General features: G+C 73.1%; 14 protein-coding genes and 1 pseudogene. 6 read left to right on the top strand and 9 right to left on the bottom strand.

Annotated elements, in window-relative coordinates; genetic code table 11:
- Positions 1–40: 40 nt before the first annotated feature.
- Together ABZ490_RS46610 and ABZ490_RS46605 are read left to right on the top strand one after the other, a co-directional pair.
- A complete protein-coding gene (locus tag ABZ490_RS46610; protein ID WP_359005084.1) occupies positions 41–1,777 on the top strand; it encodes a radical SAM protein in 1,737 nt (578 codons plus the stop codon).
- 4 nt (positions 1,778–1,781) lie between these two features.
- On the top strand, positions 1,782–2,750 hold the full coding sequence (locus ABZ490_RS46605; protein ID WP_359005081.1) for a Gfo/Idh/MocA family oxidoreductase: 969 nt from the start codon (positions 1,782–1,784) through the stop codon (positions 2,748–2,750).
- On the opposite strand, the gene ABZ490_RS46600 is transcribed toward ABZ490_RS46605, so the two are convergent.
- From ABZ490_RS46600 to ABZ490_RS46580, 5 genes are read right to left on the bottom strand one after another with little or no spacing between them, the layout of a single operon-like run.
- Entirely contained in the window at positions 2,717–3,460 is a 744-nt protein-coding gene (locus tag ABZ490_RS46600; protein WP_359005078.1) for an alpha/beta hydrolase, read from the bottom strand. The genes ABZ490_RS46605 and ABZ490_RS46600 overlap by 34 nt on opposite strands.
- The gene (locus ABZ490_RS46595; RefSeq protein WP_359005075.1) at positions 3,447–8,693 is read right to left on the bottom strand and encodes a beta-ketoacyl synthase N-terminal-like domain-containing protein; all 5,247 of its coding nucleotides are present in this window, start codon (positions 8,691–8,693) and stop codon (positions 3,447–3,449) included. The genes ABZ490_RS46600 and ABZ490_RS46595 overlap by 14 nt, the downstream gene beginning before the upstream one ends.
- The gene (locus tag ABZ490_RS46590) at positions 8,690–9,742 is read right to left on the bottom strand and encodes a ketoacyl-ACP synthase III family protein (protein ID WP_359005073.1); all 1,053 of its coding nucleotides are present in this window, start codon (positions 9,740–9,742) and stop codon (positions 8,690–8,692) included. The genes ABZ490_RS46595 and ABZ490_RS46590 overlap by 4 nt, the downstream gene beginning before the upstream one ends.
- Complete coding sequence (locus ABZ490_RS46585; protein WP_359005070.1) at positions 9,739–11,238, bottom strand: class I adenylate-forming enzyme family protein; 1,500 nt, start codon at positions 11,236–11,238, stop codon at positions 9,739–9,741. The genes ABZ490_RS46590 and ABZ490_RS46585 overlap by 4 nt, the downstream gene beginning before the upstream one ends.
- Positions 11,235–12,551 (bottom strand): aminotransferase class III-fold pyridoxal phosphate-dependent enzyme, encoded by a 1,317-nt coding sequence (locus ABZ490_RS46580; RefSeq protein ID WP_359005067.1) that lies wholly within the window; start codon positions 12,549–12,551, stop codon positions 11,235–11,237. The genes ABZ490_RS46585 and ABZ490_RS46580 overlap by 4 nt, the downstream gene beginning before the upstream one ends.
- 176 nt (positions 12,552–12,727) lie before the next feature.
- Here ABZ490_RS46580 and ABZ490_RS46575 point away from each other — a divergent pair, with 176 nt between their 5' ends.
- Together ABZ490_RS46575 and ABZ490_RS46570 are read left to right on the top strand one after the other, a co-directional pair.
- Positions 12,728–13,480 carry an SDR family oxidoreductase gene (locus ABZ490_RS46575; RefSeq protein WP_359005064.1) on the top strand — a complete coding sequence of 251 codons (753 nt, stop codon included), beginning with the start codon at positions 12,728–12,730 and terminating at the stop codon, positions 13,478–13,480.
- Between the two features lie 37 nt (positions 13,481–13,517).
- A complete protein-coding gene (locus ABZ490_RS46570) occupies positions 13,518–14,162 on the top strand; it encodes a histidine phosphatase family protein (RefSeq protein WP_359005061.1) in 645 nt (214 codons plus the stop codon).
- Between the two features lie 21 nt (positions 14,163–14,183).
- Here ABZ490_RS46570 and rsgA read toward each other — a convergent pair whose 3' ends face one another.
- The 3 genes from rsgA to ABZ490_RS46555 form a co-directional block, all read right to left on the bottom strand.
- A complete protein-coding gene (gene rsgA, locus ABZ490_RS46565; RefSeq protein WP_359005058.1) occupies positions 14,184–15,293 on the bottom strand; it encodes a ribosome small subunit-dependent GTPase A in 1,110 nt (369 codons plus the stop codon).
- Between the two features lie 58 nt (positions 15,294–15,351).
- Positions 15,352–16,884, bottom strand: a complete 1,533-nt coding sequence (locus ABZ490_RS46560; RefSeq protein WP_359005055.1) for an APC family permease — start codon at positions 16,882–16,884, stop codon at positions 15,352–15,354.
- Positions 16,885–17,057: 173 nt separating this feature from the next.
- Positions 17,058–18,533, bottom strand: coding sequence for a glycosyltransferase family 2 protein (locus ABZ490_RS46555; protein ID WP_359005163.1), 1,476 nt, complete (start codon positions 18,531–18,533; stop codon positions 17,058–17,060).
- A gap of 500 nt (positions 18,534–19,033) precedes the next feature.
- Here ABZ490_RS46555 and ABZ490_RS46550 point away from each other — a divergent pair, with 500 nt between their 5' ends.
- Positions 19,034–20,068, top strand: a complete 1,035-nt coding sequence (locus tag ABZ490_RS46550) for a glycoside hydrolase family 5 protein (protein WP_359005052.1) — start codon at positions 19,034–19,036, stop codon at positions 20,066–20,068.
- 62 nt (positions 20,069–20,130) lie between these two features.
- On the opposite strand, the gene ABZ490_RS46545 is transcribed toward ABZ490_RS46550, so the two are convergent.
- Entirely contained in the window at positions 20,131–20,619 is a 489-nt protein-coding gene (locus tag ABZ490_RS46545; RefSeq protein ID WP_359005049.1) for a lamin tail domain-containing protein, read from the bottom strand.
- Between the two features lie 328 nt (positions 20,620–20,947).
- Between ABZ490_RS46545 and ABZ490_RS46540 the strand changes: the two are divergent.
- Positions 20,948–21,108: pseudogene (locus ABZ490_RS46540) on the top strand (glycine/betaine ABC transporter ATP-binding protein); the annotation flags it as partial.

Genomic DNA, 21,108 nt, shown 5'->3' with positions numbered 1-21,108 from the left:
TCTCGGGATGGGCACATCGACAGGAGAGAGGAGACCGGCCATGGCGGATGTGGTCCTGCTGACCCCCCGGGAGATCCCCACCGGCGCCGCGAGTCTGAACAACCAGAACGTCATGATCAACGACGAGGAGTACCTGTCCCTCGACCCCGCGATGCGCCTGTTCTACAAGCGGGTGCGGGAGAACCTGGGTGTGGCGTGCATCGCGGGTCATCTGCGGTCGTGCGGGTATGCGGTGCGGGCGTTGAATCTGCACGGGCGCAATCCGAGTGATGAGGCGATCACGGAGTTGATCCGGCGGGAGCGGCCGCGGTTCGTCGGGATCAGCATCATGTACGACCTGCACATCGTGGACGCGGTGCGGTTGTTGCGGTGTGTGCGGGAGGCGGATCCCTCGGTGTTCGTGGCGATCGGTGGGGCGTTCTGCACGTACAACGCGAAGTTGATCGCGGAGCGTATTCCGGAGGCGGACTGTGTGGCGTTCGGTGAGGGGGAGTTGACGGTCGAGGGGTTGATGGAGTGTCTGGCGGCGGGGCGGGACTGGCGGGGGGTGCCGGGGCTGTGGTTCTGGCAGGACGGCCGGGTCCGCAGCAGCGGCTCGCCGAAACTCCCCGACCTCGCGAACGAACCCTGGCCCGCCCGCGACCTGCTCGTGCACCACCGCAAGAACGGCATCCCCACGCCCCGCGCCTCGACGTACACCAGTCGCGGCTGCCACGCCAAGTGCACCTTCTGCTACGCCCCCCGGCAGCCCGGAGTGGTCGACGGCCCCTGGCGGGTGCGGCCGGTGGAGGACGCGGTCGACGAGATCGAGTATCTGCAACGGGAGTTCGGCACCCGGTTCCTGTGGTTCAACGACGACAACTTCGGCGGCGCCTTCCAGGACGGCTACAGCCACGCCGTCGGCTTCGCCGAGGAGGTCCTGCGCCGCGACCTGAAGATCAACTTCCACTGCGAGTTCCGCGTCGACACCGGCCTCATCGACCGGGAGGCGCTGCGCACCCTGCGCCGGGCCGGCATGGACCTGGCGCTGCTCGGCATGGAGACCGGCTCGCCCGGCATGATGAAGCGCTTCCGCAAGGGCACCACGGTCGAGTACAACTTCGACGCCGCCCGCCTGTTCAAGGAGGAACACATCGAGCTGGAACCCGGCTGGATCATGATCGAACCGGGTACGACCCTGGACGAGCTCTGGGAGAACCTCGCGTTCATCGTGGCCGCCCGGGTGCACGAGAGCGAGAACCCGTTCTTCCTGATCAACCGGGCCATCGCCCTGCGCGGCACCGAGATCTACGACAAGGCCACCCGGTACGAGGAGCCCGACATCCCCGGCGTGGAGGGCGCCGCCCGGGAGGTCCTGCGGCACGCCCGCCGCGACTACCGCGTCGAGGACGAGCGCGTGGAGCACCTCTGGACGGCCTGGAGCAGGGTCTCCTCCGAGATCAACGACCGCAAGGAGAACGAGGTCCCCTTCCTCGCCCAGAGCGTCGCCGACGCCGTCCGCGCCCGGCGCGGCACCGGCGCCGCCTCCCTGCGCCCCCTGCTGGGCCGGCTGCGCCACTGGGACCAGGGGCTCGCCGGGCTGCTCGTGGCCTTCCTCAACGCGGGGCTGCTGCTCGCCGACGAGAACCCGCCCGGGCTCGCCGAGCGGCTGGAGACCGAACTGCGTGCCATGGTCGTCGCGTACGACCGCGAGCATCTCGGTCTGGCCTTCCCGGACTTCGTCGTCGAGACGGCGCGGGCGTGCGGCGAGCACGCCCTGGCCCAGGTGAGGGGCTGAGGCGATGACGGGCGAGCCGATCCGGTTCGCGGCGGTGGGCTGCGGCAGGGTGTTCGAGCGCTACCACCTGCCCTGCGCCGACGCACGCGACGCGATGCACCTGGTGGGCGTGGTGGACACGGACGTACGACGGGCCGAGGAGCTGACGGCGGACCGGCCGGGCGTATGGACCGGCACCCGTGTCGACCGGCTGATCGAGGAGACCCGGCCGGACCTGATCAGCGTCTGCACCCCCAACGACGCCCATGCCGCCCCGGTGCTGGCGGCGCTGGACGCCGGCATCGCCGTGCTGTGCGAGAAACCCCTCGCCGCGACGGTCGCCGACGCGCGCCGGATCGCCGCCCACCCCGCCGCCGAGGAACTGCTGGGGGTGAACATGCCCTTCCGGTTCCATCCGCTCCTCGGGGCGTTCGCCGAGGCGGTCCGGCCGGTGGCGCGGCGCGTCACGTTCACCTTCGCCACCCCCGGCAACCGGGTCTGGCGGGCCCGCACCCCCTGGTACGGCGACGCCCGCCGGGCCGGCGGCGGTGCCCTCCTGGACCTGGGGCCCCACGCTCTCGACCTGCTCACGACGGTGTTCGGCCCGGCCGAGGTCGAGGCCTGCGAGACGGACACGCCGGACGTCGAGGAGCGGGTCCGGCTGGACCTGTCCTTCCGGGGCCTGCCCGCGCGGGTGGACATCGACCGGGCCGCGCGCCGGCTGGAGACGTCGGTCACCGTCACCACCCCCGACGGCGACCACGTCCTCGATCTGCGCCGGGGCGAACTACGCCGGCCGGACGGCACGGTCGAGCAGGGCGGCGCCCGGCCCGAACTCGCCGCCGTCTCGGCGTACTTCGACCGGGTGACGGGCGCGCCCGGCGGCCCGCACGCCAAGGTGGGCGCCCGGGACGCCCTGGCGCTCCAGCTCCTCGTCGCATCGGCCTACGCGCACGCCCGTCAGCCGAGGAACCGGGCGACCTCGGCGCAGTAGCGCTCCGGCCGCGCGCGATGCACGTGGTGGCCCGCGTCGAGCGCCAGCAGCCGCCCCCGGGGCACCGCCGCGGCCACCTCCGCCAGCAGGGAGCGGGGCACCGGGCTGGACAGGCCCCCGCTGATCACCAGGGTGTCGGCGGTGACCTCGGACAGCCGCCGCCACCAGCCGGGATCCGCCCGCCGCAGGCCGTCGATGACCGGGCGCACCGCGGCCCCGTCCAGCCCACCCGTGCGCAGCAGTGCGCGCAGCTCCCGGTAGAGCGAGACGACGGGCGCCCGGTCGCCGTGCGCCCGGGACCGGGCCCGCAGCTCCGCCTCCGCCGCCGTGTCGCGCGGCGGCGGAGGCGTGTCCTCGATCACCAGCCGGCCCACCCGCCAGGGCTGCCGCTGCGCGACCAGCCAGGCGACATGGCCGCCCATCGAATGCCCCACCAGGTCGACGCCGTCCAGCCGGTGACGGTCCAGCAGCGCCGTCACGTCCCGGTACATCAGCTCGAAGGTGTACGCGTCCGCACGGACCCTCGGGCTCAGACCGTGCCCGCGCTGGTCCGGCACGAACACCCGGCGCCCCAGGGGCCGCAGCGCGGACACCACCCGGTCCCAGCCGCGCCCGGTGTCGCCCAGCGCGTGCAGCAGCACGGTCGGCCGCCCCGCCGGATCACCGGTGATCCGGCAGGCCAGCGTCACCGCGGCGTCAGGCGCGCGCACTGGTCACGAGGTAGTCCACGATGGCCGTGACCGTCTGCTGGTGCCAGACCAGATTGGCCGGCAGCCTGCGCTCCAGCAGCCGTTCCAGGCGCCGCCGGATGACGATCGCCATCACCGAGTCCAGCCCCGTTTTCAGTAGCGAGCGGTCCGGGTCCAGCTCCGCCGGGTCCAGCTTCATCTCGCTGACGATGACGGAGACCGTCTGCTCGTGCAGCAGCTCCCGCAGCGCCTCCTCGGTCAGGTCCGCCGCCCCCGCCGCCCCCGGCGTCCCGGCGGGCCCGGCCGGCTCCGGGGCAGGGTCGTCGGCGAGCCCGCTCAGCGGGCCCCCGCGCCGCGCCCCGGGCGGCAGCGGCACCGGCCGCAGCACGGCCAGCGCGGCGGCCCCGGACCGGCCGGCCAGGTCCCAGGCGCCGAAGGCCTCGGCCGCCGTGATGTCCCCGATCCCGTGGGCCCGCAGCTCGGCGTCCACCGCCGCGTTGTCCGCCATGCCCAGGCCCCGCCAGGACGTCCACGCCAGACTCAGACTGCCGGCCGCCCCCCGGCCGTGGTCATGGACGGCCAGCGCGTCGAGGAAGGCGTTGGCGGAGGCGTACGCCGCCTGACCGGTGAGGCCCAGGAACTGGCCGCACGAGGAGAAGTGGACCAGGAAGTCCAGCGACTCCGGCGGGAACAGCCGGCGCAGGGTCAGGGCGCCACCGGCCTTGGGCCGCAGCACCGCCGCCAGCGCCGCCGGGTCCAGCCGGTCGACGAGCTGGTCGTGCAGGACCCCCGCCGCGTGCACCACCCCGCGGATCGGGGGCAGGCCCAGCGCGTCCGGCGACAGCGCGGCCGCCGCGGCCTCCGGGTCGGCCAGATCCAGGGCCACCACCCGCACGGTCACCCCGAGGGCCTCCAGCGCCCGTACGGTCCCGACACCGCGGGCCCGGACCGGATCCGTCACGGTGTCCCACCGCGACCGGGGCGGCAGACCACCCCGTCCGGCCAGCACGAGACGGCGCGCGCCCCGCTCCACCAGCCAGCGGGCGATCTCGCCCCCGAGGACGCCCAGACCCCCGGAGACGAGATAGGTGCCGTCCGGTCGGCACCGGGGCGGCGCGTGCCCGGCGCCCGGACCGGCCGGGACCAGCCGGTTCACGAAGGCCTCGCCCTCGCGGACCGCGACGACGTCCTCGCCCGGGTTCCGGGCGATCACCCGCACCGCGGTGACCAGATCCTCCCGCGTGGGCCGCGGACCGAGATCGAGGGTGCCGCCCCACAGACCGGGGTGCTCGCCCCCGACCACCCGGCCGAGCCCCCACCGGGACGCCTGGGCCACCGCCTCCAGCCGGTCCGCCTCCCGCACACCCGTGGTCAGCGACCACAGCCGGGCCGTACCGGGCGGCCACACACCGAGCCGCTGCGCCGCCCACGCGAGCCGCCACGCCTCCCGCACGGCGAGATCCCCGGCCGGCAGCGGCTCCGTGCAGGGCAGCACCAGGACGTCCACCGGCCCGGACACCCGTCCGCGCAGCCCGTCGAGCGCGTCGGGATCCTCCGCCGGCAGCCACGCGACGCCCAACTGGTCGGCCGTGGTGCGCAGTTCGGCGGCCAGCGCGCCGTCCGCGCCGATCGCCACCAGGGTCCGGGGGAGTGCGGGGCCGGCGTGCGGGAGGGGCCGCCAGTCCGTCCGGAACAGCAGCTGTCCGGGCGCGCCGGGACGGGACTCCGTCTCCGCGCCCGCGTACCGCACCCCGGCCAGCACGGCCGCGGTCCGTCCGTCCTCCGCCGAGATCCGCACGTCCACCGTGCCCCCGGCGCCGGTGACCGGTCCGTCACCCCCGGCCACGAGTGCCTCGATCCGCGCGCGGACCGGAGGCTCGCCCGTGGTCCACACCCGTTCCACCCCGGCCACCACCCGCAGGGCGGCGGGGCCCGGGAAGGCGACGGCCGCCATGGACAGCGCGGCGTCGAACAGCGGGGCCCAGGTCCGCGCCGCCGAGTCCGGTCCGTCGGCCGCGACGACGTCCGCGCGCAGCCCTCCGGCGAGCCGCTCCAGCCGGTCCACCCGCCAGGGGAAGGCCATCGACGGCACCCCCACCGAGGCCAGCCCGGCGGTGATCCGGTCCGCGGCGAGCGGCGTCCCGGGCCCGGCGCTGGCCGCGGGCAGGGCCGGTGGCGTCGGCTCGTCGGACGCGCGGGCCAGGGCGTGGGTCAGCCACGGCCGACCGTCCCCGTCCCCGTCCGTGTCCGCGGCCCTGGACAGCAGTCGTACGACACCGTCCTGGGCGACCACGTCGACGTCCCGTGCCGCGGCCAGCGTCAGCGGCAGCTCGAACGACACCTCCGACAGAGCCGGGCGGCCCGCCGCGGCGAGGAAGGTCTGGAGGACGACGGCCGCCGGGACGAGCTCGACGCCGTGGATCGTGTGGCTGCCCGGATACGGCCGTGACGCCAGGTCGACGCGGGTGCGCCACAGGTCCAGCGGGGTGCTTCCGGCCAGGGTGCTGAGCGGCCCCAGCAGGGTGCGGCCCGCGCTGTCGTGCCGGCCGCGGTCGGGCCGGCGGACCGTCAGTTCGCGCCAGTGCCGGTGCCGTCGCCAGCTGCGGGGAGGCAGGGACAGCGGCGGTGCGTAGGGGCCCGCGGGCCAGTCCACGGCCGCTCCCGCGCAGTACAGCAGCCCCGCGTTCGCCAGCAGCTGGGCCCGCCCGCCGGCGTCCCGGCGCAGCGAACCGGCGACACAGTGCCGGTCGGCACCGGCCGCCTCCAGGGTCTCCTGCACGGAGTGCCGGACCACGGGATGGGCCGACACCTCCAGGAAGGTCCGGAACCCGTCCTCGGCCGCCGCGGCCACCGCCCCGGCGAACCGCACAGGGTTGCGCAGATTGGCCGCCCAGTAGGCGCCGTCCCGGGGAGCCGGGTCCCGGGGATCCGCCGACGCGGTGCCGTAGACGGGGACGCGCGGCGCGTGGACGGCGAGGTCGGCGGCGGCCTCCGCGAGTTCCTTCGCCAGGGGGTCCATCTGCGGGCTGTGGAAGGCCACGTCGCTGTCCACCCGGCGCGCCAGCAGCGCCGCATCCGCCGCCAGTTCCGCGGCGAGCGCGTCGATCTCCGCCCTCCCGCCCGCCACCACGGTCGACGTGGGCGAGGCGAACACCGCCGGGACCACCCCCTCGGCGCCGCCCAGCCGGGCCTCGGCCTCCCCGGCGGGCAGGCCGATCATCAGCATGCCGCCCGCACCGGCCACCCGCCGCAGCAGCACACTGCGCCGGCACACCAGCCGCGCACCGTCCTGCGGCGACAGGATCCCGGCCGTCACGGCGGCCGCGATCTCCCCCATCGAGTGGCCGAGGACCGCCGACGGCGTGAACCCGAGCGACCGCCAGACGGCGACCAGGCCGAGCTGGACCGCGTAGATCATCGTCTGCGCGACGTCGACGCGGCCGACGTCCCCGTTCTCGATCAGCTCCCGGGCCGTGGCGCCGATCTCCTCGGCGAACACCGGCCCGACGCGGTCGATCGCCTCGGCGAACACGGGCTCCGTGGCGAGCAGTTCACGGCCCATGCCGGGCCACTGGGCGCCGGTGCCGGAGAACACCCACACCACTCCGTCGCCCCCGCCCGCCGAGGGACCCTCGACGACCCCGGGAGCCGACTCGCCCGCCGCGAACCGGCGCAGCCCGTCCGCCAGTTCCCCGGGACCGGCGGCGACGACGGCGACCCGGCGCTCCAGATGGCTGCGCCGCGCCCCGAGGTCCCGCGCGAGAGAGCCGAGCGGCACGTCCGCGCCGGGCCCGCCCAGCCAGTCGGCGAGCCGCGCCGCGTCCTCCCGCAGGGCCGCCCCGGACCGGCCGGAGAGCGGGAACAGCCGGGGCGGCGCGTCCTGCACGTCGTGCCCGTCGTGCCCGTCGGGGGACGGCACAGGCCGGGCCGGCGCCTCCTCCAGGACCACGTGGGCGATCGTGCCGCCGTAGCCGAAGCTGGAGACACCCGCCCGCCGTGGCCGCTCCCCGCGTGGCCACGGGGTGCGCTCCCGTGCCACCCGCAGCCGCGACTCCTCCCACGGGATCCGCGGGCTGGGCACGGAGAACCGCCCACTGGGCGGGATCTCCTCGTGCACGAGGGCGAGGATCGTCTTGATCATCCCGGCGATCCCGGAACCGGCCTCCAGATGCCCGATGTTGCCCTTCACCGACCCGATCAGACAGGGGCGGTCCGCCGGCCGGCCCGCGCCGAGGACCGCCGCGAGCGCCCCCGCCTCCAGCGGGTCGCCGGCCACGGTGCCGGTCCCGTGCGCCTCCACGTAGTCCACCCCGGCGGGCGCGATCCCGCACCGGTCGTACGTCCTGCGCAGCAGGTCCGCCTGGGCCTCGCCGCTGGGCGCCATGATGCCGGCGGTACGCCCGTCCTGGCTCACCCCGCTGCCCCGGATCACCGCCAGCACCCGGTCGCCCGCCCGCTCGGCGTCCGCCAGCCGCTTCAGGACGAGGACGCCCGCGCCCTCACCCCGGCCGTAGCCGTCCGCCGAGGCGTCGAAGGGTTTGCTGCGGCCGTCCGGCGAGGTGGCGCCCGCCCGGTCCAGGGTCACCGACAGCCCGGGCGCGACCATGAGGTTCACCCCGGCCGCCAGCGCCAGGTCGCAGTCCCCGGACAGCAGGCTGCGGCGGGCCAGATGGACACCGACCAGCGAGGCCGAACAGGCGGTGTCCACGGCGAGGCTCGGGCCCCGCAGATCGAGGCTGTGGGAGACACGGTTCGCGGTGGCGCACAGCGCCGCGCCGATCCCGGTCCACGCCTCGATGCCGGGGAGGTCCTCCAGCAGCCGCCGCCCGTAGTCGTCCGAGCCGACGCCGACGAAGACCCCGCAGTCGCCGCCGCCGAGGCCCAGCGGCGGGATCCCCGCGTCCTCCAGGGCCTCCCAGGCCAGTTCGAGCAGCAGCCGCTGCTGCGGGTCCATCAGCTCGGCCTCGCGCGGCGCGATCCCGAAGAACTCCGCGTCGAAACCGGCGATGTCGTCGAGGAAACCGCCCCGGCTCGTGGTGGCCCGTACGACGGCCTCCTGCTCGGGCCCGGCCTGCGCGTACGGCGCCCAGCGCTCCGCTCCGTCACCGATGCCGTCCCGGCCCTCGACGAGGAGGTCCCAGAACGCGGCGGGGGAGTCGGCGCCGCCCGGGTACCGGCAGCTCAGCCCGACGACCGCGACGGGCTCCTCGGACCCGGCCGCCGGGGGGACGTGGCCCCGCGCCGCCCGCGTCACGCGGCCCACCCCTCGGAACCCGGCGTCTCCAGCACGGTGACGACCGCGGCGGTGATCATCAGCCCGGGTCCGGCGCTCAGCAGGAGCAGATGGTCGCCCGCGCTCAGATCACCGGCCTCCACATGGTGGTTGAGCTGGAGTCCCACGTCGGTGGCGCCCGCGTGCCCCACGTCACGGAAGAAGTCGACGGCGCCCAGCGCGGCGTCCAGCCCCATCGGCCGCAGATGACTGTCCAGGAAGTCCGCCGTGGCGGCGCCGAGATGGAGCACCCGTGACACGTCCGCCACGCCGATCCCCGCCTCGGCCGTCACCTGCTCGACCAGCTTCGTCCCGCTCGCCCCGTACTCCTGCACGATCTCCGAGGCCTTCGGCCCCAACTCCTCGACCATCGCCTCCAGATGCTCGTTCATGTCGAGCGGCCGCCCGGTGGTGACGGCCGGCGGGAAGATCGGCTCATGGCCGCGGTTGAGGATCTCGAAGTGCGGGAGGGAGACCGACTCCACCGAGCGCAGCGCGGCGAAGCCGGACTGCTTCGACAGCACCACCGCCGTCGCCGCGTCGGCCAGCACCGCGTCCCGGTGCGCGTACCACCGGTCGACCGACGGGGCGCCGAAGTTGTCCGCCGCGCTCACCACGGCCCCGGTGCGCGAGGACGCGCAGAGCAGGTACTGCGCGGCCATCTCCAGGGCGGCGAGGAACGCGTTGCAGCCCTGCTCCACCGTCAGCGCCGGCACGGTGGAGCCGAGGGTGGACCGCAGGATGTAGTGCGGCGCCGACCAGCCGTCGGGCCCCTGGTGGTAGGCGCAGGAGTGGACGAGGAGGTCGATGTCCTCCGGGCCGAGGCCCGAGCGGCGCACCGCCTGCCGTACGGCCGCCACCGCCATGTCCGGCGCGGAGACCCCGTCGGACACGGCGATGTTGCGCCACCCGCAGGAGTCCATCCGCTCCCTGTCGTACGCCCCGCGCCGCACCGCCTCGGCCACGCTCGCCCGGGGCGGGATGTACGCGCCGGTGCCTGCCAGGAAGAGGTTCTCTGTTCGCACGCTCACGTGTCCTTACTGTCCGGACGTCCGGGCTGTCCCGGCGGTCCGGTCCTCGGTCGGATGACCTTCCCGGTCTCGGTGGTGGGCAGGTGCGCCACGGAGGCGAAGGTGTGCGGGACCCAGGAGGGCGACAGCCGCTCCCGGCAGAAGCGCTCCAGCTTCTCCAGGTCGACCGTCCCGGGTGTCACCGTCGCCACGATCCGCTGCCCGAGGACCGGGTCGTCGGCGCCGGAGACGAGACAGGAGGCCACCTCCGGGAAGGCGAGGAGGACGGCCTCGATCTCCTCCGGGCCGATCTTGACGCCCGCGACGTTGATGCAGGTGGACAGCCGCCCGGTGAGGACGAGCCGCCCTTCCTCCCAGCGGGCCAGATCACCCGTGGTGAACCCGCCTCGCAGCGGTGCCGTGTCGACGGTGTCCCGCTCGGCGTATCCGAACATCGCCGACCGCGACACGACGGTGACCAGTCCCGATCCGGCGGCCGCCCCGGGGTCCGGGACGGGGGAGAGCCGGACCTGCACCCCGGGCAGGGGCGCGCCGGGGCCGGTGACGTCCGGGCGCCACGGGGCCGGACGGGTCACACAGATCGGCCCGGTCTCGGTGGTCCCGTAGACCTGGCCGACGTGCCCCGAGAGCCGGGTCGCGACCAGTTCGGCGGTGTGCGCGTCCAGTGCCATCCCGGCGGACAGGTACCCCACCGCGCGCCCCTCCCGGGGCCGCGAGCGGGCGGAGCGGGCGAGCAGCCGCAGCAACGGGGGCACCCCGACGAACAGCGTCACCCCGTCGTCGGCGATCTCGCGCAGCAGCATGCGTGGCCGGTCCGGGGAGGTACAGCGGACGTGGGCGCCCGCCAGGGGCGCGGCGAGGGCGCACAGCCCGAAGCCGTACGCGTGCTGGAGCGGCACCGGACACAACAGCCTGCTGTCCGGGCCCAGTCCGAGGGCCGCACGGTAGTTCTCCACCTCGGCGAGCAGCGCGGCGGCGGACCGCAGCGCGACCCGCGGATGCCCGGTGGTGCCCGAGGTGAGCTGGGCCGTCGCCGCCGCCTCGAACGCGGGCCGGCGCGGGAGTTCCCCCGGCTCCGGCGACCGGCGCGACGGATCGCGGTGGCCCGTCAGTCGGCGCGCCCCGCAGTCCCCGGCCGGGAAGGGGAGCGTCGATGCCGAGTCCCGGGGGGTCCACAGGAGGTCGAGCGGCAGGCGCTCGCGCAGCCGCCCCAGCTCCCACGGGGTCAGCCGGCGCGAGAGCGGCACGGCGACCGCGCCGGTGGCCAGGATCGCGAACACCTCGCCGACGAACTCGGCCGCGGGCCCGCCCAGGGTCCCCACCAGGACCCCGGGACCCGCGCCCGCCGCCCGCAGCGCCCGCGCCTTCGCGTCGACCCGCTCGACCAGCTCGCCCGCACCGGTGCTGCCGGTCTCGTCGCTGATCAGCGGTGTGTCCCCGAGCCGGGCCGCCCGCTCGCGCAGCAGGGACAGAAGTTCCGTGCGTGCGGCCGTCATCCGAGCTCGGTCAGCGCGCGGTGCAGCGCCCCCGCCGCCTTGTCGAGCACCTCGCCGGTGTGCGCGGTGCTCAGGAACCACGGTTCCAGCGCGTTGGGGTGGAAGTAGACGCCCTCGCGCTGGGCCAGGGTCTGCAGGCGGCGGTGCCGGGAGAAGTCGACGGCGTCGGCGAGGTCGCGCAGGGTGCCGTGCCGCTCGGGCGGCCTGCGCAGCAGCGCCACGCACATCAGGGTGCCGACCCGGCCGATGTGCACGGGCCGCTTCTCGGCGGCGAACACCTCGCGCAGCGCCGCCTCCGCGTCGGCGCCGATCGCCTCCAGCTCGTCGTACAGCCCCGGCCGGGAACGGATCTTGGTGAGCATGGCGACGACCGCGCGCAGGGCGGCGTGGTTCCCGGCGTAGACACCGGCGTGGTGCGCCTCGTTCGTGGCGAGCAGCCGCATCGCCTCCTTGCGGCCGCCGAACGCGGCGACGGGGAAGCCGCCGCCCATCACCTTGGACAGCACGGTCAGGTCGGGCTCGACGCCGTACCTCTCCTGCGCGCCGCCGCGGGCGACCCGGAAGCCGGTGATCACCTCGTCGAAGACGAGCAGCGCCCCGCTGCGCGCGGTCAGGTCGCGCAGCAGGTCCAGGAAGCCCGGGGCCGGGGGGATCACCCCGGCGTTGGCCAGCACCGGCTCCAGGATGACGGCGGCCGTGCGGTCGCCGTCCCGGGCGAAGAACTCCCGTACGGCGTCGGCGTCGTTCCACGGCAGCTGCGCGGTGTGCGCGAGCGCCTCGGGGATCATCCCGGGCGCGCCGGGGACGACGTCCGTCGGCCGGGTGCCGGCGACCTGGAGCGTGGTCTTGCCGGCGCGCAGCACGGTCTCGCTCCAGCCGTGGTAGTGCCCCTCGAAGGTGACGACCAGGGAGCGGCCCGTGACGGTACGGGCGAGGCGCAGGACGGAGGCGACCGCCTCGGTGCCGGAATTGGCGAACCTGACCTGCTCCACACCGGGCACCAGTTCGGCGACGAGACCGCCGGCCTCGGCGTCCAGCGCATGCGGCAGACCGGTCATATGGCCTTGCGTGAACTGATCGGCCACGGCCTCCGCGACATCGGGGTCCGCGTAGCCGAAGAGATGGGGACCGTAGCCCATGTTGAAGTCCACGAGCTCGCTGTCCTCGACATCCCGGATCGAACAGCCGTGGGCGCGCCGTACGACGAGCGGGACGGGTACCGCGGTGGCGCGCATGCTGCTGCTGACGCCCCCGGCGATGACCTCCTTGATGCTTTTCAGGTAATCAGTATTCGTCCGACGTTCGGCGTCCATGGCACCCACTGAAAACCTCCAGCTTCGTCGGCCTGATCCGAAACCACAGAATGCCGCAGAGCTTTGGAGGCCGACAGCGGCCGTTGCCGGAATGGCCGGATCACGGGGGGTGATCGGCCAGTCTTGGGTGGCAGGATCGGACGGGTGATCAGGCCGCGTTGCGGAGGGGGAATGTGATGTCTTCTCGGGGCGTCGCCGTGGTCACGGGGGCGGGTTCGGGCCTCGGCGCCGCCGTCGCCGTACGCCTGGCCGCCACCCATGACCTGGTGCTGACCCATCTGATCGAGGACTCCGGCCTGGTCAGGACGGTCGAGCGGGTGACGGCGGCGGGTGCGGACGTGGTCGCCACCGTGCCCGGGGACCTCACGCGTGAGGAGACAGTGGAACGGCTCGGAGAGGTCATGGCGCGGTACCGGGAAAGACTCGACGTCCTTGTCTGCAATGCCGGCGCATACACATATGCGCCATGGCAGAAAACCACCTGGGACGAGGTCAGATCGGCCGTCGACATCAATCTCCTCGCGCATATCGCCTGCGCACGGGCCGCCACCCCGCATTTGGTGGCGCGCGGCTCTGGCCGGATCGTTGCCGTATCCACCGTCCTCACCCGGATCGGACGCGTGGAACTCGCCCCCTACATCGCCGCGAAAGGCGGTCTCGAGGCATTCGTGCGCGCCCTGTCCCGTGAACTCGGCCCGTATGGGATTACAGTGAATTCCGTGAGACCGGGGCCGATCGAACTCAGTGCGGAGCAACGGACTCATCCGGATTACCCGGCCTGGCGCGAACGGGAATTCGCCCGCCAATGCATCAAACGGCATGGGCGCCCCGAGGACGTGGCGGCGGCCGTGGCGTTCCTGGTTTCCCCGGAAGCCGGATTCATCACGGGCCAGAGCCTGACCGTCGACGGCGGCTGGGATCTCGACTGACCTGCTCGGGCAGGCCGATTGAAGGACCACGACACGCATGGAACACAGCTCCCACGGCTCCTCCACCCATGTCCTGCTGGTGCGCCACGCGCAGTCGCACGCCAGCGTGAAGAAGCTGCTCGCGGGCTCCCGGAACTGCCGCGGACTCACCGAGCGGGGCCGGGACCAGGCCGCCCGCCTGACGGCCCGGCTGGCGGCGGAACGGCTGCGGCCGCACGCCCTCCTGACCAGCCCCGTCCGCAGGGCCCGGGAGACCGCCGACATCCTCGCCGGGGGCCTGCGCGTCGGGACGCCGGACGTCGAACGGGAGCTGCGGGAACTCGACTTCGGGGACGCCGACGGACTGTCCGTCGAGGAACACCTGCGCCGGCACGGCTCGTTCGACATGACGGCCGATCCCGACCGGCCCTTCGCGCCCGGCGGGGAGACCTGGAACCAGTTCCGGGTCCGGGCCGGCCGCGCCGCCGACGCGCTGCTGTCCCGGCACCGGGGCGGCACCGCCGTCGTGGTCTGCCACGCCGGTCTCATCGTCGCGGTGATGTCCGCGCTGCTGGACCGGGTGCCGAAGACCCTGTTCACCGACGCCACCCCGGCGGTGACCTCGATCAACGAGTTCGTCCACGACGGCACCCGGTGGACCCTGGGCCGCTTCGACGACGCCCGGCACCTCGACGACGCCTGACGAAGCCGGGCCGCGCCCGCCTCAACCGTCCTGCCGGGGCCCCCGCTTGCGCTCCATCATGTGGCGGCCCAGCGCCTTCTTCCGCTTCCAGTCCCGCAGCAGCTCCGCGCTCAGGCGCGCGTCGCTGCGGGCGGCGATCCGCTCGTTCTCCCGGACCAGCTTGTGGTAGTTCTCCAGCCGCCGCAGCGGCAGCGTCCCGTCGTCGGCGGCGGCGAGCACGGCGCAGCCGGGTTCCGTCCGGTGCGAGCAGTCGTGGAAGCGGCAGTCCCGGGCGAGGGCCTCGACATCGGTGAAGGCCTGCGCGAGACCGCCGTCCGCGTCCCACAGCCCCACCCCGCGCAGCCCCGGGGTGTCGATGAGGACCCCGCCGCCCGGCAGCGGCAGCAGATCACGGGTCGTGGTCGTGTGCCGCCCCTTGCCGTCGGCGTCCCGGGTGGCGTCCACCCGCTGCGCGTCCGTCCCGGTGAGCGCGTTGGCCAGCGTGGACTTCCCGGCACCGGACATGCCGAGCAGCGCGGCCGCGCCGCCGCGGACCAGGTCCGCGAGCAGGTCCATCCCCTGCCCGGTGGCCGCGCTGACCGGCAGCACCCGCGCCCCGGGGGCGACCCGCTCGGTGTCCTCCACGAGATACGACAGGGTCGTCGCGTCGGGCACCAGATCGGCCTTGGTCAGCACCACCACCGGCTGCCCGCCGCTCTCCCACGCCAGCGACAGGAACCGCTCGACGCGCCCGAGGTCCAGCTCGTCCGCCAGCGACACCGCGATCAGCACCTGGTCGATGTTGGCGGCCAGCACCTGTCCGTCGGACCGCTGCGAGGAGACGGCCCGCACGAACGCCGTACGCCGCGGCAGCACCGCCCGTACGACGCGCTGCTCCCCGTCGACCGTCACCCAGTCACCGGTGCAGGGATGCCCTGTGGGATCGGCGGACGCCGGCGCCCCGGTACCCGCCCGCACCGATACCGCCCGCCCGCTCCGGTCGACGGTCACCACCTCGCACGACCCGCGATCGACCCGCACCACCCGCCCGGGGCTCAGCCCGTGCGCCCCCGCCGCGGCGAAGCCGGCCGCGACGGCGTCGCTCCAGCCGTACGGGAGGAGCGGATGCGGGGTGCCGGGGGAGGAGGACAAGCCACCAGTGTACCGGCCAACCGGTCCCGCACGGCGGGGACTTGCCGCGCCGGGTGGGTCAGGTCCTGGTGGTGGCCGCCGCGGCGCGGGTCGGTGCGCCCAGGGCCCAGAAGAGGACGCCGAGGAGCATGAAGCCGGCCAGCGGGACGGCCTCGGTCAGCAGGTACTGCCAGCGTTCGGCGTGTGTCCAGCCGTCCGGGGCGTAGGCCGGGCCGAACCAGTGGTCGCCGAGGCCGGGGGCGATGAGCTGCACGCTCGCGAACAGCACGAGCAGGGTCAGCACGGCGCTGATCGTGCGGGGGAGGGGCGCTCGGTAGGGGCGGGGGGTGTCGGGGGCCTTGCGGCGCAGGACCGCCAGGGCCGGGAAGATGCCCAGGTAGCTGACCAGGGTGGTGGAGACGGCGAGGCCGAGGACGGCACCGAAGAGCTTGGCGGCGCTGCCGCCGGTGAGCTGGTGGGCGAGGACCAGGACGACGGTGGAGACCAGTCCGCTGAGGATGTTGACCCGTACCGGGGTGCCGAACCGGCTGGAGATGACGCCGAGGAAGCGGGGAGCCGCGCCGTCGTAGCCGGAGACGGCGAGGGCGCGGTCGGAGCCCATGACCCAGGTGACGCCGGAGGACAGCACGGTCAGGATGAACAGGATCGCGGCGAGATCCCCGAGCAGGCTGCCCGCGCCGCTGAGCGTGGCGGTGCCGTCGCCGGCGACGGAGCCGCCGTAGACGGTGAAGACCTGGCGGATCGCGTCGATGAACCCGCCGAGGCCGGTGACGGCCTTGACCGGCAGGACGAGCAGGATGCCGAGGATCGGCAGCGCGTAGAGCAGGACCGCGAGGAGGGCGCTGCGGAAGATGGCGAAGGGCACGTCCCGCTGGGCGTCCGTCATCTCCTCGCCGGCGGTGTTCGGCAGCTCGAAGCCGACGTAGTTGAACATCAGGACGGGGACCAGGCCGACGAATCCGGCGTACGTCGGGGAGAAGTCGCCGAGTCCGAAGCCGTGCAGGCCGTGCCGGACGCCGTAGAGCACGACGGTGACGGTGAACAGGCCGAGCAGGACGAACCGGCTCCAGGCGCCGATGGTGGGGATCCACTTGCCGACGTCGAAGGAGAGGATCGCGGCGAGCACGCCCACCCAGACGAACGCGAGGGTGAAGACGTAGAAGGCCGGGGTGCTCAGGTCCTTGCCGTCGTGGAAGAAGGCGGTGAAGGCGGTGACCGCGGACACCGACAGCGTGCCGCCGAGCCACACCGGATTGGTGATCCAGTAGAGGAAGTTGTTGACGGCGCCCGCCAGACGCCCGAAGGCCCGGCTGGTCCAGATGTAGGGGCCGCCCTCGTCGGGGAACGCGGCGCCCAGCTCGGCGATCAGCAGCGCGGACGGCACGAAGAACACCACGGCCAGCACGATCAGCCAGGTGAAGGCCTCGGCGCCGGAGGAGGCCACCGTGCCGATGGTGTCCACGCCGACGATGGTGCACAGGAGGAAGAAGAGGATGTCGAAGCGGCCGAAGTGCTTGCGCAGTTTCCGCCGCTCGGCCTGGGCTGCCGCCGGCACGCCGGCCGGCTCGGAGAGGATCTGGCCAGCGGCCACCGGGGGCTCCTGGATGCTCGTGGTACGGGCGGGATCCGGCCAATGATGAGCCGTCGCCCCAAATGGCCACAAGCGTTCGCGCGCAAGTCTTGCCTGTTGCTTACGGAGCGAACGAGGTCCCCGCAGCCGCGTCGGCCGGGCTGCGAGGACCTCGTTCGGGTGTCGCGCGGGCCTCAGTGGCCCGCCGCGGGTCTCAGCCGTCTGCGCGCGGCCGTGGTGACGGGTTCCTTCCGGGGGGATCGTTGCGGTACGAGGACCCGGCCGACGACCGTGGCGTAGAACAGCCCGGAGGCCATGACCAGGGCGAAGTCCGGCGGGTACAGAGTGATCATGCGCCAGGCGGCGGCGCCCACCCACAGCACCGCCGTACCGCCGTTCCAGACCCGGACGCCGAGGTGGAAGCGCAGATTGGCGGTGCGGCCCGCGGACGCCGAGCCGGTGGGCCGCCAGGACTGGCGCCGGCCCCGGACGATGTCCCAGATGGCGAACAGATGGGCCCAGCCGTACAGGAGCCGGACGGCCCAGGCATCGATCCGGTAGGGGCAGCGGTGCCACAACGGGAAGACCAGCAGGGTGTAGACGATGCTGGGCAGCACCAGCAGCATGTAGTCGACCTGGAGTTTCTCCGGCATGGCCACCAGCAGCACGATCGGCAGCAGGGGCGCCACGAACGTGAAGACCGCCGTGTGGAGGTAGTAGAGGAAGCCGGAGAAGTAGCAGAGCCGGGTGGTGAGCCGGAGCTTGGTGCTCCAGAACTTCCGGCTGCCCAGCAGGCTCATGGACCCCGAGCACCAGCGGTACTGCTGGTGGTAGAACGCGCTGACGTTGTCGGGGCAGTTGCCGGTCGCGAGGGGGATCGGCACATAGCGCAGCGTCCAGCCCAGGCGCCCCAGGTCGAAGCCCGTGTGCACGTCCTCCGAGTGCTCGATCAGCGTCGTACCGCCGTTGGCCTCCAGGGCCGTCCGCCGGTACACCGCGCAGCTGCCCACGCAGATGGCGCCGCCGTGGCGCTGCCGGGACACCTGGACGGCCCGGTAGAACAGCTCCTGCACGGAGCCCGCGCCGCGCTCGATCCAGGTCTGCCGCCGGGCCACGCGGAAGTACTGCGGTGACTGGACGATGCCGGTCCTCGGGTCGTGGTCCATGTACGGCAGGAGTTCCTCCAGCAGATCCGCCCGCGGGGCGAAGTCGGCGTCGAGGATGAGGACGTACTCCTCGTCGGAGATGCCCAGCCCGTAGTGCAGATTGCCCGCCTTCTTGAACCAGCCCCGGTTGGGCCGGCTCCCGTACTCGAAGCCGAACTCCTTCGCCATGGCGGCGAGCTCGGCCGAGGCGGAGTCGTCGAGTACATAGGCGGTGGCCCGGCCCGGATAGCGGTCGGCGAGCCGGCGCACATGCCGCCAGGTGTTCTCCAGGACGTCGACGGGTTCTCCGCACACCGGGAGGAAGACGGCGACCGTCGGATAGGTCCCGGGGCGCCAGTCCCGGACCAGGTCGCGGTGGGCCGCCAGGTCGAAGTCGGGGGTGAGGCCGTTCACCCGCAGCGAGGCCAGGTAGTAGAGGATGCTGAAGGCCAGGCACGGCAGCAGGACGAACAGCCAGGGGGAGGACTGGATCAGCCGGAACTGGCTGTAGACGAGACAGCCCATGCTGATGATCGAGGCGCCGGTGAGCACCCAGAGACGACGTCGGGCATAGGAGTACTTCTCCTCGTCGTCCGGGGGCTGGGGCAGCACGGTGCCGGCTTGCTGCCCGGACCGGGGGGTTATCCGCGGGATGGACTGTCGTCGGTCGGTCTCCAGGGTCAGGTCAAAGGAATCCAGGCTCAAGGCGTGCTCCTCGAAGGCGTGCTCCTCGAAGGGGGGCGGTCACCTCCAACCGATAGCCAGGCAGGGTGTGACCTGCGCCTTCCGCTGGGCTGATTGCTGCACCGGTCGCTCGAAGGAAGGATGCGCCGGAGTGGCACCCCGCGAGCGGCGCGGCGATCGGGGGTCCTGCGGGCGCGGCGGGTGCGGTGGAACACGCTCTCTGCACTCGGGTGAACCTTGACGGGAGCGCGGACGAATCGCGGTGACGGTTCGTCACCTATCAGCTGTCCTATCGTCATATTTGCCTTTGGTCCCCCACTCTTCAGGAACCGGAGGCACCCATGCCCACCACGCATTCCCGGACCCGTCGCGTCGCCTGGACCTCGCTGGCCCTCGCGGCGGCGGTCGGTTTCCTCCCCGCGAACCCGGCGCACGCGGCCGGGTCCGGAGCGGCACCCAAGGCCAAGACCCCGGTGCAGACCTACGGCAAGCTCCATGTCTGCGGCACCCAGTTGTGCGGCGAGTCCGGCTCGCCGGTCCAGCTGCGCGGCATGAGCACGCACGGCACCCAGTGGTATCCGCAGTGCCTCACCGGTGCCGCGCTCGACGCCGTGGCCCAGGACTGGAAGGCGAGCGTCCTGCGGGTCTCGACGTACGCCCGCGAGGGCGCCTATCGCGCGGATCCGAAGAAATACACCGAGCTGGCGAGCAGACTCGTCGACATGGCGAGCGCCCGCGGCATGTACGTCATCGTCGACTGGCACACCATCCACCCGGGCGATCCCCACGAGGACCTCGACAACGCCCGTGCGTTCTTCAAGGCGATCGCCGAGAAGCACAAGAACAAGAACAACGTGATCTACGAGATCGCCAACGAGCCCCACGGCGTGAGCTGGTCGGTCATCAAGGACTACGCCGCCAAGATCATGCCGGTGATCCGCTCCCGCACCCCCGGCAGCGTCATCCTCGTCCCGACGCGCGGCTGGTCCACGCTCGGCGCCGCCGAGGCGACCAACGAGAAGACCATCATCGCCGACCCCGTACGCGACAAGAACGTCATGTACACGTACCACTTCTACGCCACGGCCGGGCGGGAGCAGTTCCTGAAGCTGCTCGACCGCGCCTCGGACAAGCTTCCCATCTTCGTCACCGAGTGGGCCGTCGCCTCCTGGAACGGCTGGGGCACCGACTACCCGATGGCCCAGAAGTTCGTCGACCTCATGGCCAAGAAGAAGATCAGCTGGACGAACTGGAGCCTCTCCGACAACCACAAGGACCTGTCGGTGTTCAAGAAGGGCGCGTGCAGCACGGGCAAGTTCGACACGGCCGCGCTCTCGCCCAACGGCGTCTGGGTCCGCGACCGGATCAGAGGCTGATCCCCCGCGCCGCGAAAGGGTCCCCCGAGCCGCACCGACCCGGCTCCGGGGACCCCCGTGCGTCAGCCGTGGAAGGAGATGTAGCCGTTGCCGTCCGCGTCGTTCGCGCGCTTGGTGTAGGAGTGGACGTCGGCCCGTGAGCCGCTGGGCTTCACCAGGTAGATGGTGTCCTTGTCGTTGTTCCAGATGAAGTTGCAGTTCTGGCGGTAGACGACGTTGCCGGCGTCGGAGTCGGTGCCCCGGCCGCCCCGCAGCTTCACGTAGTCACCCGGCTCGAGGCGGTGGCTCGCGGGAAAGGTGAACTTGTTGCCCGTGGCGTCCTTGACGACGTACCCCCGCAGATCGACCGTCGCGGTCCGGGAGTAGTTCTTGATCGTCAGGTACTCGTCCTTGGTGTTGCCGCCGGAGCAGCGGTTCGAGTCGGCGCCGGGCGCGTCGTACTGCACGCCCTTGAGCTTCAGTGCGGACGTGTACTCGGTGGCCTGGGCCGGACCGGCGGTCGACACGGCGAGCGCGCCCGCCAGGGACGCGGCCGCCAGAACGTGACGCATGCGCGTGGGCATGAGGAATCCCCCCTCAATGGTGCGATTGGAGCGCGTGGAGCATACCGAATGTGATCGGGGTGTGCGTGGTACGTGTTCATTCCGTGAAGAGCCCCGACGGGTGTGAGTTGCGCATTGCGCGCCGCGATCAGTAATACGCAACAGGGAAACCCTGATCGACCCAGTGTCGAATCGTCATCGGCCAACCTCTTGACGCCCGTCCCCGGGGCGGCCAGGGTGTTCCACCACAAGCAATTCAATGCGCGATGCGCAACAGGTGGAATCCATCTCGGCCGCAGCACTGGGTCCGCGGCTGAACGCCGAAAAGAGGTCGATCGTGACCCCCACACAGACCGAGGTACCCCAGCGGCGGGGTGCGCCCGAAGACGCCGACGGCGCTCCGGTCATCTCCGTGCGCAATCTGTGGAAGGTGTTCGGGCCGAAGGCCGAGCGGGTGCCGGGTGATGCGGAGCTGTGCGGCCTGACCCGGCGTGAGCT

The sequence above is a fragment of the Streptomyces sp. NPDC005811 genome, assembly GCF_040630405.1.
Classification (GTDB): domain Bacteria; phylum Actinomycetota; class Actinomycetes; order Streptomycetales; family Streptomycetaceae; genus Streptomyces.
The sequence above is the reverse complement of the archived record's forward strand: the minus strand, read 5'-3'. Positions and strand labels throughout refer to the sequence as shown.

What these genes read in the sequence shown, in the direction of transcription:
- ABZ490_RS46580 (WP_359005067.1), bottom strand. Translation starts at nt 12,551, where the DNA reads ATGGACGCCGAACGTCGGACGAATACTGATTACCTGAAAAGCATCAAG.
- ABZ490_RS46585 (WP_359005070.1), bottom strand. Translation starts at nt 11,238, where the DNA reads ATGACGGCCGCACGCACGGAACTTCTGTCCCTGCTGCGCGAGCGGGCG.
- ABZ490_RS46555 (WP_359005163.1), bottom strand. Translation starts at nt 18,533, where the DNA reads ATGGGCTGTCTCGTCTACAGCCAGTTCCGGCTGATCCAGTCCTCCCCC.
- ABZ490_RS46610 (WP_359005084.1), top strand. Translation starts at nt 41, where the DNA reads ATGGCGGATGTGGTCCTGCTGACCCCCCGGGAGATCCCCACCGGCGCC.
- ABZ490_RS46605 (WP_359005081.1), top strand. Translation starts at nt 1,782, where the DNA reads ATGACGGGCGAGCCGATCCGGTTCGCGGCGGTGGGCTGCGGCAGGGTG.
- ABZ490_RS46545 (WP_359005049.1), bottom strand. Translation starts at nt 20,619, where the DNA reads ATGCGTCACGTTCTGGCGGCCGCGTCCCTGGCGGGCGCGCTCGCCGTG.
- ABZ490_RS46570 (WP_359005061.1), top strand. Translation starts at nt 13,518, where the DNA reads ATGGAACACAGCTCCCACGGCTCCTCCACCCATGTCCTGCTGGTGCGC.
- ABZ490_RS46575 (WP_359005064.1), top strand. Translation starts at nt 12,728, where the DNA reads ATGTCTTCTCGGGGCGTCGCCGTGGTCACGGGGGCGGGTTCGGGCCTC.
- ABZ490_RS46550 (WP_359005052.1), top strand. Translation starts at nt 19,034, where the DNA reads ATGCCCACCACGCATTCCCGGACCCGTCGCGTCGCCTGGACCTCGCTG.